This window comes from Enterovibrio qingdaonensis (genome assembly GCF_028683135.1).
GTDB classification, from domain to species: Bacteria; Pseudomonadota; Gammaproteobacteria; order Enterobacterales; family Vibrionaceae; genus Enterovibrio; species Enterovibrio qingdaonensis.
In genome coordinates, this window is the sequence record NZ_JAJUBB010000030.1 from 1 (window position 1) to 13,342 (window position 13,342).

Consider the following 13,342-nt stretch of genomic DNA (forward strand, 5'->3'; position numbering starts at 1 on the left):
CAGACAAAGTTAAGTCTTAAAAACAACTACAGGGGTGTAGCTCCAATTGGCAGAGCAGCGGATTCCAAATCCGCGTGTTGGGAGTTCGAATCTCTCCACCCCTGCCACTTTTAAAGCCTCAGCAGAAATGCTGGGGCTTTTTTCATACCCCTGTCCCGTCCTAGATACCTTTACGTTGCATTTTCTTCTAGCAAGCCCTTCTCCAGTTTTATCTCAAACCCCATAAAAATGTGCGGCGGGTGAATGACTATTGTGGGTTTAGTTAAAGCTTAAAAAGTCATAGTGCGTCGTAAGGCGAATAAGCGTGTCATTTTTCATCATGAGGCTGAAGTGATGATGAGATTTAGCGACGATAACAAGCTCAACGCTTAGTGATGTGGCAAGTTTATCTATGGCTTTTCCTACGGGACCATCAATAATATAGATATGATCTTTACTGATGGTGGTTTCAGTGAAAAGAGATTCAATTTTCCGCTCTAAATCCTTCTTATCTTCATCGACAATCTCGTCCCCAGTATGTTTGCCAAAATACACTTCGTCATCTTGATAGCTTTCCCCTAAGTAGGTTGCATAGCCAATAAATAGCTCAGCGTTCAACTGTTCGGCAATTTTAATGGCTTTATCTAAGTTGGCTTTTGAATCAATATCCAAAGCATAAAGAATCTTGCTGTACATAATCATTCCTTTTTAGCTTTATTGACCCACGCATATTCTGCACGTGACACCAAACCGTGATATATCAGTGCGATAATGACTATTAAACAACTTCCTAAAAGAACGGGATAAAGGGCGAAAGCAAAGCTGGTATGCCCGCCAAGCATAATGAGTATCGGATTGCCTCCCGCCGGTGGATGAGTAAATTTAAATATCATCATAAAAAAAATGCCTGTTCCTACCGCAAGTCCTAGAGCCCAATATTCAGGTGGGAAGATATTGGCAAAAATGATACCAACGATGGCAGTGGTTAAGTGGCCAAATACCACATTGGGAGGCTGTGCTAGCGGGCTTTGTGGTAGGCCGAACACCAGCACCATGGTCGCGCCAAACGGGGCGATAAGTGCATAGTCACCTTTGGCAGTTTGATCTATGAAGGCAAGCAGTGCGATACAAATCGCCGCACCAATGGCAGCGACAAACGCGATCATCCAAGGTTGTTTCGCGGGTTGTTGTATACGAAAGTAGATTCCTTTTGAGTCATCTGACATAGTTGGGCCTCAATTGCATCAGAATGCGCCGAGTATAGGTGCTTACCTGATGACAGGGAGTCGATTGTCGGGCTATTCGCGTGATTGAAACGGTTGTTCGTTTTTCGTGGATAGCAGCGCACTGCAAGCTAGTAAGGGGATTAGCTAGAAGTAGTGCCCATTTTCACAAGTGGTTACCAGAGATAATGAAGCAGTTAAAAGGGCGGTGGGTATTATTAGGCACAGCGATCCTGATTGTTGCCATCAGTTTAGTGTACGTGATGGTGGATGTGCCTGACAGTGCCAGGTTGGCATCAGGAGACGGCACTTTGCGTTGTCGCGACTATACAAGTGATTCCAGCATCGATATCAAAGAGCCTATCAATGTTGCTGTGTGGAATATTTATAAGCAGCAGAACAGCGGTTGGGATCAAGAGCTGGACGAGTTATCAAAGACGCATTCCCTTATTTTGTTGCAAGAAGCACAGTCAAAACCTCAGTTGCTTCACTATATCGAAGAAAAAGGCTGGCACAGCAATCAAGCTTACGCCTTTGCTGTGAATGGTGAGATTGCTGGCGTTATGACGCTGTCGGAAGTTATGCCGAGAGAAGCTTGTGCCTATACCAAGATAGAGCCGTACTTGCGGTTACCTAAAAGCGCGCTTTACAGTGCTTTCCCTTTATCAAATGGCGAGACCCTTTCAGTAATTAATATTCACAGCATTAACTTTACGTTTGGTATCGTCGAGTACAAAGAGCAACTTGAAGCTCTTGTGGATGCGGTACGCGATGTCAAAGGGCCATTGATTATTGCCGGTGACTTTAATACATGGAGTGAAGAGAGACTCGATGTTGTGAGAAATGCGCTGAATGAAGTGGGGATTAAAGAGGTTAACTTTGCTTCCGATCAGCGACTAAAAGTTTTTGGTCATCCGCTTGACCATCTCTTTTATCGAGGACTGACGTTGCATAAATCAAGCTCAAAAGAAACCAATGCGTCTGACCACGCTTGGTTGGATGCTTCGTTTTCCTTTTCCCAATAGTTTTAAAAAAGGCCGGAACCCCGGCCTCTATTTTTGTTCTTTCTGATGTTACATGACTTCTGCTAAATGTGGTTGTTCAACAGAATTGTCATAGAGAGGTCTTAACGCTTGGAGTACATCTGAACGGGAGATCACCCCAACCAGTTTGCCATGTTCTAAAACTGGGAGAATATGTGGCTTGCTGACTTTTGCTTCTTTTACGCGGTCTTTCAAAGACAAGCTAGAGAAGCTAGTTGCAATCCCCATTGAGCTTACTGGGAAGACTTTTTCTTTGTCCATGACCAAGAATTCAGCGACATCGATAATGGTCTCTTCGCAGTTAAGTGCGGTGACTTCATCACGCATGAGTTCCCCAATGCACTGTTTTGAATCTGGTAGATAGTCTTCACACCAAAGGTTTACCATTGCGTCATGGACAGAAAAGAATCCTACTACAAATTGCTGGCTGTCACAGACTGGGGCACCTGTTAAATTGTGTGCGAGTAGGATATCAATCGCGTCTGAAGTGCGGTCGCTGGCTTTCAGGACGATTGGGCTTTTGTTCATTAGGTCTTTAACTTTCAGATTATTCATCATAATAGTGTCCTTACTTGCTTTATTTATGGTGACTGGTACGTTGATGCTCAGCATCTCTGGTTGAAGAAGTTGCTTTCTGTAGATGCCCCAGTTAGCAAGGCCTACAAGAACTGCACCACCGACGATATTTCCAAGCGTCACAGGTACAAGATTATTTACTAGGAAGTGGTTAATCGTGAGGTCGGCATATTGGCTAGCATTTACGCCAAGCCCTGCCCAGAAACTTTCTGGTGAAAAGTTTGCGACCACGATGCCAAGTGGGACCATGAACATGTTTGCGATACTGTGCTCAAAGCCGCTAGAAACAAACATGGCCACCGGTAGCATAGTCATCACCGCTTTCACGATTGGGTTTGCAGAACAAAACGTCAGCCATATAGCTGTACAAACTAAGATGTTACACAGCACACCAAGCGTAAATGCCTCTAGCCAAGTATGGTGCAGTTTATGCTGTGCAATGTTCAGCACATTTAAGCCCCATTGACCCCCATCTAGCTGATACATACCTGCTGCAGATACGAGTAAAACTACCAACATGGCACCCAAAAAGTTTCCGAAGTAAACTTTGGCCCACGTGGAAAGCAGCTTGCCAATACCCACCTGATTGTTGGCCCATGAAATGCTGGAAAGCACCGTGCTGGTAAACAGTTCCCCTTCAAAAATAACGATTAATATCAGTCCCATGCTGAAAGCAAAGCCACCAGCTAGGCGGTTAAGACCCCAACTTGCGCCATCATTTCCGGTCGTAACTGTGGTATAGAACAGAAAAGCGAGACCGATAAATGCGCCAGCCAAAATTGCGAGACTGATTGTCGCACCGCTGCGCTTACTTATTTTCTTGAGCGCGTATCGCTCGGCTTCTGTCATCATTTCTGATGCAGAAAATCCCTTCACTGAGACGAAATCATGATCAGAGTATGCTGTAGTCATCATTTCCCCTCCCAAATGTATTCATTGTGCTCTCCTTGTTTCTAAGCAAGACGACGTGCCTTGCTACGCTTTCAGATTAAGTGGAGTGAGGAGGGGAAGTACAATTGATAATCTTCGAAATTCAATTCAGATAAATTGATGATTTTTAACGGATAGGTAGAATGTAACCATAGGAAGTTTGTGGCTTAATTCGCAAGCAATCAGGAGAGGTTGCAACCATGCGTTATTCATTAAAACAACTCGCCGTATTTGATGCGGTCGCAGATAGTGGCAGTGTCAGCCAGGCAGCTGAAATGCTTTCTTTAACTCAATCAGCTACCAGTATGTCATTGTCACAACTGGAAAAAATGCTAGGTAGACCTTTGTTTGAACGTAAAGGTAAACGTTTAATTCTTACTCATTGGGGCTCTTGGCTTCGACCCAAAGCAAAGCGCTTGTTAAGAGATGCTAAACAAATAGAAACTGGGTTCTATGACCAGCATCTTCTGAGCGGAGAAATACGTCTCGGTGCCAGCCAAACGCCCGCAGAGCACCTGATTCCGGACCTTATCAGTATTATTGATAATGATTTTCCGGAAATTCGAATCTCTTTAGGGGTGCAAAGTACCAGCTCAGTGATTTCCGGCGTACTGGATTATCGGTACGATCTCGGTGTTATTGAGGGAAGGGTAGATGATAACCGCCTTCATCAAGAGCCTTGGTGTACCGACCATTTGAAGATAGTCTCTTCAGTCCATCACCCATTTGCTAAGCGTGAACGCGTGAGTATGGCGCAGCTTGAGCAGGCCAAATGGGTGTTGCGTGAACATGGTTCGGGGACCCGTACCGCGTTTGAAAGTGCTATCTATGACCATATTGCGGATTTGGATGTGTGGCGAGAGTACGAGCATATTCCCGTTATCCGCCGTATGGTGGCGAACGGTCCTTATCTGACATGCCTGCCCTACCTTGATGTCGAGCGTTATATTGAAGCTGGAAAGCTAGTGGCACTGAATGTGCCAGAACTCAATATTGCTCGCTCACTCTCTTTTGTTTGGCGTGCTGATATGGCGGAAAACCCCCTCGTTGATTGTATTAAACGAGAGGGGATTCGAATGATGAAACGACACCCGATGGTGATGTGATAAAAAAAAGGGGCATACAAATATGCCCCTTTTTATATGTGTTATCAGACTTATGCGCTGACTTTGGTTACATCAATATACAGTTTCAGTTTTTGTCCAGGCTTAATATAGGCACTCTTCTTAAGCGAGTTCCATTTCACCAGATCAGACACGGAGACTTTGTAACGCGCGGCGATACCGCTCAATGAATCGCCTTCACGGATTTGATAGACGATTGTACGAATTCTTGCGCCTTCGGCTGCTTTCTTCCAAATGACTAAATCTTGGCCGATATGCAGCGGGTCTTTCGGACTCATGCCATTCCAACGTGCCAGCGAGCTCACTGATACATCGTTCTTGCGTGCGATGGTCCAGAAGCTGTCACCTTTCGCGACTTCGTACGTTACTTTGTAATCACCACGTTTTTTACTGGTTAGCTTTGCTAGACGCTGAGGTGCGCTAAGTGAGTATTGGCTTTCATCTTTCACTGAAACAGGGATAAGCAGGTGTTGTCCTGCACGTATATCGGTTCCACTGATGCTGTTGGCGCGTTGAATCACTTTTACTGTTGTATTGTGTCGCTGCGCAATCATGCCTAGCGAGTCACCACTTTTCACTTTGTAACGCGTGACCTTAATGCCTTTGTTGTTGTTCTCAGCGAGCTTGTTTTTGAACTGCGCGATATTGTCTTTCGGCAATAGCAGGTGGTTAGGACCGTCTGGAGATGTAGCCCAATGATTGTATGCTGGGTTTAAACTTTGCAGTTCAGAAAGTGGCAATCCTGCATAGCTAGCAGCAAGTGCAAGATCCATTTGTACCTTAGGTTCAACTTGCTCTACGACAGGTTTATTCGCGATTTCTGGTAGGTTGAGACCGTACTTTTCTTTGTTTTTGATGACGTCAGCAACGGCGAGCAGTTTTGGCACATAGCCACTGGTTTCTTTCGGCAATGACAAATGCCAAAAGTCAGTTGGAAGACCTTTCGCTTTATTATTGCGAATAGCGCGGAATACGCGTCCTTCCCCAGTGTTGTAGGCAGCTAACGCGTGTAGCCAGTCACCATCAAATTTCTTGTGAAGGTATTCCAATAAATCTAGGGCAGCGTCCGTAGATGCAATCACATCGCGGCGGCCGTCATACCACCAATTTTGCTCTAGACCAAAGCGGCGACCAGTATCAGGCACAAATTGCCATAGTCCCGCAGCACGGCCGTGAGAGTATGCGAATTGGTCGAATGAGCTTTCAACAACAGGCAAAAGGGCGATTTCTAGAGGTATTCCTCTTTCTTCTACTCTTTTAGTAATCAGGTAGAGGAAAGGCTCAGCACGCTTAGAGACAGTTTCGAGGTGTTGCGGATGCTTGAGATACCAGTTGCGGTAATAGTTTACGCGCTTATTTTCGGGGATTGGCATCTGCATTTGCATTGCAATTCGTTCCCAGACATCCTCCTGAGTCTGCGGTGTGATAACAGGGACGACAACTTCCTCAATAACTGGCTGTTGTGGTGATGTAACCGCAACCTGAGTGAGTGTTTCCTCTGGAGCATCTGGCGTATTAGTCGTAGATGCGACGTTTTCTTGCCCGGTAAGCTGGCATCCTGCGAGAAACATCGATCCCACTAATACAAAACGGAACTTCATTACGGGTTAACCTTTCAAAAATTGGCCGATGATAATAATCGGCCAGTAGCAATGCTTACAAGTGACTAATGTCAAAATTCATCTTTCCAACGGCGAAGGGCAGCGAAAGTTTCTACGTCTGACACGCCTTGCGCTCGGTTTGTTACAGCCATTTTCACCGCATCGATGTGCGAGCGTAAAAACGGGTTAATGGCTTTTTCCAATGCAATTGTTGAAGGGATCGTGCTTTGACCCGCCTCTCTTAGTGCTTTTACATCATAGGCATAAGTGGCCAGAGCTTCATTATTTGGTTCGATCGCTTGCGCAAAATTGATGTTTGTTTGTGTGTATTCGTGCGCGCAGTAGACTTTTGTGTCGTCTGGAAGGGCTGACAATGCTGTCAAAGAGCGGTGCATTAGTTCGGGCGTTCCTTCAAATAAACGACCACAGCCTCCAGAAAAAAGCGTGTCTCCGCAGAACAACATACCTTTAGCGTAATAAGCGACATGGTCGAGTGTATGTCCCGGAACTTGGAACACCGTAAAATCTTCACCATACAGTGTAAAGTGGTCGTTATCAGCAACAGGGCGCGTAACGAAAGGGAATCGAGCCGTATTGGGGCCATACACAGTAAGGGATGGAAAGTGTGACAGCAGTTGGTTCACACCGCCAATATGGTCGTTGTGATGGTGGGTAATCAATATGGCATCTAGCGTTAGGCCAAGTTGTGATAGTGTTTCAATGACAGGGTTGGCATCGCCTGGGTCGACAACAACGCAATGATTGTCATCATTTTTTAGCAGCCAGATGTAATTATCATTGAATGCGGGTATGCTTGATACTGATAGCACAAAAACTCTCCAGCTATAACTCAAATTGACTATGAAACCAGCACGCAGCCAACGTCCATTAGAATACCCCTACACATGGGATCAGTTTGCTCATGGCGAATGGGCGTGCACGCATATACAAACGCGACTCGATGAATGGTTGCCACGTCTGTTCGGATATCACATGTTGAAACTCGGCGGCCTAAGCTGCGAGTTGGTCAGTGGTCATTGTAACATCCAGCACCAAGTCTGCATTGATAAGTTAAATCCACTGCGAAATGTCGAATCTGAAAGCTACGATTTACCGTTTGTAGACAAGGCATTTGATGTTTGTATCTTAGCCAATCAACTCGACTACACCGATGATCCCCACCGACTATTGCGTGAGATCGACAGAGTAATGATAGATGACGGCTATTTAATCCTTTCTGGTGTCAACCCAAGCAGTGTAATGGGAGTTGGTCGTTTGATCCCTTGGCGGAAAAATCAATTGCCTTGGAGTGGTCGCATGTTCACTCCGTTACGCGTGAGAGATTGGCTGGGGGTATTGAATTACGAAATCATGGAAATGTCCTGCTTTGGTCTGATTCCGGCAACCAAGCATAGAACATGTGGTGTGTGGTTTGAGAACGCGTGTTCGGGGCTTTTGCCTGCTATTGGCTCTCTGTACTTTATTGTGGCGAGAAAGCGCACGTATCCATTGAAGCCGATAAAACCAAAATGGAAGCTGAAGAAATCGCTTTCGCCGGTGAGTGTTAACTATCGCACCGGCGGATAACGTCATTACTCAGACGGTACATAACCTGTGTCTGGGCCTGTAGGATTTTCCGCCCCCGACCTTGCCAACTCGTCACAACGTTCATTTTCTGGATGGCCTGCATGCCCTTTTACCCATTGCCAATCAACATCATGACGCTGAGTTTCTGCATCTAACCGTTGCCAGAGGTCTGCATTTTTCACCGGTTTTTTATCTGCGGTTTTCCAACCGCGCTTTTTCCAGTTATGAATCCATTGCGTAATACCCTGACGCACATATTGGCTATCAGTAGTGAGTACAACGGAGCAAGATTCCTTTAAACTGGCTAAAGCAACAATAGCAGCTAACAATTCCATGCGATTGTTCGTGGTAAGCGTAAAGCCCTCACTCAGCTCTTTTTCGTGCTGTTTGTAGCGTAAAACAACGCCATATCCACCCGGACCTGGATTTCCAAGACAAGAACCGTCCGTGAAAATTTCTACCTGCTTGACCATATTTGTTAGTATCTGTTCAATTTAATCGCCAAGTCTGACACAAGTGACGCTATGAAAGCCAGTTACGACCGGATAATCGTTCTCGATACCGAAACCACGGGTATGAACCGTGAAGGTGGTCCTCATTATGAAGGCCACAAAATCATTGAAATTGGTGCCGTTGAAATTGTAAACCGCAAACTGACGGGACGACATTTTCACGTATACATTAAGCCTGATCGTGAAATCGACCCCGAAGCGATTTCTGTTCACGGTATTACCGATGAGTTTTTGGTTGATAAACCAGAATACAAAGAGATCCATGAAGAGTTTCTGAACTTCATTAAAGGCGCAGAACTTGTCGCGCACAACGCGCCCTTCGACGTCGGCTTTATGGATTATGAATTTCAGAAGCTGAACGCGAATGTCGGTAAAACGGAAGACTTCTGTAAGGTTACCGATACCCTTGCAATGGCAAGGAAAATCTTCCCGGGTAAGCGTAACAACCTTGACGTGCTCTGTGATCGTTATGGCATAGATAACTCTCACCGTACGCTTCACGGCGCATTGCTCGATGCCGAGATATTGGCAGATGTTTATCTGTTGATGACGGGCGGCCAAACAACATTGAAGTTTGGTGGCAGCGACGCGGGTGATCAAGAAAGTGGGGGCGAGACCATAAGACGTGTCGAAGCCGGTGCAAAAAAACTAAAGATAATACAAGCTTCTGCCGATGAACTAAAAGAACATGAAGCGCAACTGGATGTGATTGAAAAAATCGGCAGTTGTTTGTGGAGGCAACAGGAGAGTGTATGAAGAGTGGGTGGACTGGATTGCTGCTCGCTCTGTTGATGGCGTTCCATGTATCAGCAGAGCAAACATCTGACAGTGATATTCGGTTGCTGAACAACCGTTTTCGTATCGATTCCACCATCACTCAGGTTGCGTTCGTAATCTATAGAGAAAATCCCAGCAAACCTGTTGTGCTTATCCAGCCTGATGGCACCAAGTTTTATGCATGGCGTCACCCAGACAATGTCTCTTGGCACCAAGAAGCCGATATGGATATTGTATCGGTCTTAGATCCGATGCCAGGGCCTTGGCAGGCTATCGGAAAGGTCTCGCCTAAAAATCGTATTCGTATTTTGTCGGATTTGAATATGAAGGTGGATAAATTTCCTACGCGGTTGTATCAGAGTGAGACACTCAAGTTCACCGCTCGCCTCATGCAGGGAAATCAGCCCCTAAATCTTCGAGATTTTCTAGACAGGGTAGATCTCACCGTCACGTTTACGGAGTTTTTGGAAAATGTTGACGGGATACCTGAAGACCAACGCCCTCAGGCCATGTCGCTTGGGCAATTTGCTGATGACGGGGCTGGGTTTGATGAAGTGGCGGGAGACGGGGTTTTCACGGTCGAATTACCCATTAATGTTGCGCCCGGGAAATACTGGGCACGCGTGACGTCAGGTAATGGCGTATTTTTCCGAACACTTGAGCAAGAGGTGTTGGTGTATCCGACCCCGTTGATGGCCACGTTTAAACAAAGCCGTAAAAAAGCACTGCCTCATCACTTGCTGGTGGAGTCAGATGTTGCCAGTGTCGAAGAAGGAACCGTGGCAGTTCACTCTGAGTTTATCGACTCAAACGGCAAGGTCAGTGTTTATCAGGGGGCGGCAAATGAAGATTACACAGCACTGAATATAGACATTGATAATTTTGATCAGCCTGGTCGACATCGATGGTTTGGTTGGCTTTATGGCACCGATAAACTCTCCGGTCGCCCGCTCGTATTCAAATTGCCCGAACAGACGTTTGCTGTTGCTGACTATGCTGCTATTGAGCAAGCAAAGATCGAGCGTGAAGAACGTGAAGCCGAGCGTAAACGTATTGAGGACGAAAAGCTGGCCGCAGAGCAGCGAGCAGCTGATCGGAAGATGGCGATGATCACGATTATAGGCGGCAATATCTTGCTGCTAATTTTGGCCATTGGTGGCTGGGTCGTGGTCCGTAAGATTAAGGCAAAACGATTGGCAGCTGAAACGGAAGATGAGTTGGAAGCCCCACCACCGGAAGAGTCAGATAAGGCTGCGTAGCAAAGGAAAAGGAGAAGCGAATCGCTTCTCCTTTTTACTACGTATTGCTAACGTTCGGTAGTGTTAGGCCGCATGAACCACGGTGTCTAATGCGGATTGGGCAGCAGCAAGTTCTTTCGGATCGAAGTCATCGACACTGATGGTTTCAATTCTTCCTTCCTCTGCTATTCGCAGCATATCTGCCTCTTTTTCAGAAATAGCACCTGCTTTCAAGCCTATGTCTGCCACTTTGTCCAAGAACATGAATGGCAGTTTTTCTCCTGTCTTGTCGCAGACTTTTTTGTGAATCGGTTCTGCTGCAAGGATATCAAGCAGTGCTTTTTCTATCTTGCCTACCGGATTGTGCTCAGAGGCTTCAACGAACTGACCACGACCGAGGCGAGAGCGCGTTTCTCCTGGCGTTTGCAGAATACGAGCAACCTTGCCATCCAGTTTGTCACTTGGTTTGGATCGACGTGAACCGAAAGGTAACAGCAGCACGCGAAGTGGCGTCGCTACCCAGCGATTTGGGAAGTTCGCCAGAAAATCTATCATGGCTTGTTCAGCTTGATAGAGTGCGTCTTGAGCACCCCAATGCACCAGAGGCAGGTCATCTTTCTTGAAGCCATCATCGGCATAACGTTTGAGGGTTGCTGATGCCAAATACAGTTGACTCAGAATATCACCTAAACGTGCGGATAAGCGTTCTTTGCGCTTAAGGTCACCACCCAAGACCGCCATGGAAATGTCTGCCAACAGTGCAAGGTTTGCTGAATAGCGGTTCATTTGTTGGTAGTAGCGTGCGGTAACATCTTTATTCGGTACGTTAGATGTACGACCGTCGGTTAGGCCCAGCCATACAGAGCGGACAAGGTTACTAATGACAAATCCAACGTGACCAAACAGCGCTTGGTCAAAGCCCGACAAGGCTTCTCTTTCATTCTCATTGTATGCCGCATCCATCTCTGCAAGAACGAAAGGGTGGCAACGAATGGCACCTTGGCCAAAGATAATCATTGAACGGGTAAGGATGTTTGCACCTTCAACTGTGACTGCAATGGGAGCACCTTGATAGCCCCGTGCAAGGAAGTTTTTCGGCCCAAGACAAATACCCTTTCCGCCTGCAACATCCATTGCATCAATCACACCTTGCTGCCCACGATGGGTACAGTGGTATTTCACAATGGCAGAAATAACAGACGGCTTCTCACCTAAGTCGATACCAGCAACAGTAAACGTACTTGCCGCATCCAGTACATAAGCATTACCGCCAATACGCGCTAATGGTTCTTCAATGCCTTCCATTTTACCAATGGGCAGTTTGAATTGGCGGCGAATGCGAGCGTATGCCCCTGTTGCTAGAGCGGCAGTTTTTAGTCCACCTGTCGCATTAGAAGGTAAGGTGATACCGCGGCCGACAGAAAGGCATTCCACCAACATACGCCAGCCTTGGCCTGCCATGGGTGAACCACCGATAATGAAATCGAGCGGTACAAAGATGTTCTTGCCGCGCGTTGGTCCATTTTGGAATGGCAGATTCAGTGGGAAGTGGCGACGGCCGATATCGACACCTTCAATGTCGGTAGGGATAAGGGCACAGGTAATGCCAATGTCTTCTTTGTCACCAAGCAGACCTTCAGGATCTTTGAGTTTGAATGCGAGACCCAATACCGTCGCAACAGGCGCGAGTGTGATATACCGCTTGTTCCAAGTGATAGACATGCCGAGGACTTCTTCACCTTGCCACATCCCCTTGGTGACGACGCCTTCGTCAGGGATAGACCCGGCATCGGAACCCGCTTCTGGGCTAGTCAGGGCAAAACATGGGATCTCTAATCCGTTTGCTAGGCGAGGTAGATAATAGTCTTTTTGATCGTCGGTGCCATAGTGTTGCAGTAGTTCGCCAGGACCAAGGCTATTGGGTACACCCACGGTGGATGACAGTACGCCAGATACGCCCGTCAGTTTTTGAAGTACCAGTGATTGTGCGTAGGCAGAAAACTCCAGACCACCGTATTTCTTCTTGATAATCATGGCAAAGAATTTGTTGTCTTTAAGGTATTGCCATACTTCTTCAGGAAGATCTGCAAGTTGATGTGTCACCTGATAATCACTCACCATGCGGCAGACTTCGTTGACTGGCCCATCGAGAAAGGCTTTTTCTTCTGCACTCAACCTTGGAGCCGGTACGTCGTGAAGTTTGTTCCAGTCAGGGGCTCCACGGAACAATTCAGCTTCCCACCACACAGTTCCTGCATCAATTGCTTCTTTTTCCGTCTGCGACATTTCAGGCATTACACCTTTAAAAAGCTTTAGAGCAGGTTTACTGAGCCAAGTTTCTCGAAACGAGCGCACATTTAATGGAATGGCGATCGCCACGAAAATTAGCCATGACACTTCACCGACGATGCCGATAGATGATCCAAGCATTAACAAAGCAGCGGTGGCGGCGGTAAAGAGCTTTAAACCGGTTCGGTGGTATGCCAGCAAGGCAAATACGAGCAAAAATGTTAGTAGGTACAGGGTTGTTGCCATGATTGGTTCTCCTTTTCCAGCAACCCGAACGATATTGGTAAGAGGTCATACCACTTAATTGTAAGCAGGTTTTTAAGAGAATGTAAAACGATGACCGGTAAAAATGTGCGCAAAATTTCACATGAGAAGAGGAAAGGTGGTGGTTCAAATTTTAGGCAATTGTTTTCACTGACTATTCATAAACCGAGCAGGATTATCGACAGGATTCGCTATTTGT

The 13,342-nt window shown here is 46.5% G+C and carries 12 protein-coding genes and 1 tRNA gene; 6 read left to right on the top strand and 7 right to left on the bottom strand.

The features are described from left to right. The first annotated feature begins 30 nt into the window (after positions 1 to 30). Positions 31 to 107 (top strand) — tRNA-Trp (locus LRP49_RS23400). 151 nt (positions 108 to 258) lie between these two features. Here the strand turns inward: LRP49_RS23400 and LRP49_RS23405 are convergent. Further along, positions 259 to 675, bottom strand: a complete 417-nt coding sequence (locus LRP49_RS23405) for a universal stress protein (RefSeq protein WP_274145847.1) — start codon at positions 673 to 675, stop codon at positions 259 to 261. A gap of 2 nt (positions 676 to 677) precedes the next feature. After that, positions 678 to 1,205: an HPP family protein gene (locus tag LRP49_RS23410; RefSeq protein ID WP_274145849.1), complete on the bottom strand. Its 528-nt coding sequence runs from the start codon at positions 1,203 to 1,205 to the stop codon at positions 678 to 680. A gap of 185 nt (positions 1,206 to 1,390) precedes the next feature. Between LRP49_RS23410 and LRP49_RS23415 the strand changes: the two genes are divergently transcribed. Next, positions 1,391 to 2,227, top strand: coding sequence for an endonuclease/exonuclease/phosphatase family protein (locus LRP49_RS23415; protein WP_274145851.1), 837 nt, complete (start codon positions 1,391 to 1,393; stop codon positions 2,225 to 2,227). Positions 2,228 to 2,275: 48 nt separating this feature from the next. Here the strand turns inward: LRP49_RS23415 and focA are convergent, their stop codons facing one another. Further along, complete coding sequence (gene focA / locus LRP49_RS23420; RefSeq protein ID WP_274145934.1) at positions 2,276 to 3,733, bottom strand: formate transporter FocA; 1,458 nt, start codon at positions 3,731 to 3,733, stop codon at positions 2,276 to 2,278. A gap of 218 nt (positions 3,734 to 3,951) precedes the next feature. Here focA and LRP49_RS23425 point away from each other — a divergent pair, with 218 nt between their 5' ends. Further along, complete coding sequence (locus LRP49_RS23425; RefSeq protein WP_274145853.1) at positions 3,952 to 4,857, top strand: LysR substrate-binding domain-containing protein; 906 nt, start codon at positions 3,952 to 3,954, stop codon at positions 4,855 to 4,857. A gap of 50 nt (positions 4,858 to 4,907) precedes the next feature. Here LRP49_RS23425 and LRP49_RS23430 read toward each other — a convergent pair whose 3' ends face one another. Both LRP49_RS23430 and gloB read right to left on the bottom strand, forming a co-directional pair. Next, complete coding sequence (locus tag LRP49_RS23430; protein WP_274145855.1) at positions 4,908 to 6,476, bottom strand: LysM peptidoglycan-binding domain-containing protein; 1,569 nt, start codon at positions 6,474 to 6,476, stop codon at positions 4,908 to 4,910. A gap of 71 nt (positions 6,477 to 6,547) precedes the next feature. Continuing rightward, positions 6,548 to 7,306 carry a hydroxyacylglutathione hydrolase gene (gene gloB / locus LRP49_RS23435; protein ID WP_274145857.1) on the bottom strand — a complete coding sequence of 253 codons (759 nt, stop codon included), beginning with the start codon at positions 7,304 to 7,306 and terminating at the stop codon, positions 6,548 to 6,550. A gap of 31 nt (positions 7,307 to 7,337) precedes the next feature. Here gloB and LRP49_RS23440 point away from each other — a divergent pair, with 31 nt between their 5' ends. Beyond that, positions 7,338 to 8,063, top strand: coding sequence for a methyltransferase domain-containing protein (locus LRP49_RS23440; protein ID WP_274145859.1), 726 nt, complete (start codon positions 7,338 to 7,340; stop codon positions 8,061 to 8,063). Between the two features lie 5 nt (positions 8,064 to 8,068). On the opposite strand, the gene rnhA is transcribed toward LRP49_RS23440, so the two are convergent. Further along, a complete protein-coding gene (gene rnhA / locus LRP49_RS23445; protein ID WP_274145860.1) occupies positions 8,069 to 8,536 on the bottom strand; it encodes a ribonuclease HI in 468 nt (155 codons plus the stop codon). 51 nt (positions 8,537 to 8,587) lie between these two features. On the opposite strand from rnhA, the gene dnaQ reads away from it, so the two are divergent. Both dnaQ and LRP49_RS23455 read left to right on the top strand, forming a co-directional pair. Beyond that, positions 8,588 to 9,331: a DNA polymerase III subunit epsilon gene (gene dnaQ, locus LRP49_RS23450; RefSeq protein ID WP_274145862.1), complete on the top strand. Its 744-nt coding sequence runs from the start codon at positions 8,588 to 8,590 to the stop codon at positions 9,329 to 9,331. Next, a complete protein-coding gene (locus LRP49_RS23455; protein WP_274145863.1) occupies positions 9,328 to 10,611 on the top strand; it encodes a TIGR03503 family protein in 1,284 nt (427 codons plus the stop codon). Before dnaQ ends, LRP49_RS23455 begins: the two co-directional genes overlap by 4 nt. Positions 10,612 to 10,674: 63 nt before the next feature. Here the strand turns inward: LRP49_RS23455 and fadE are convergent, their stop codons facing one another. Beyond that, entirely contained in the window at positions 10,675 to 13,125 is a 2,451-nt protein-coding gene (fadE, locus tag LRP49_RS23460; RefSeq protein WP_274145864.1) for an acyl-CoA dehydrogenase FadE, read from the bottom strand. Positions 13,126 to 13,342 lie beyond the last annotated feature (217 nt).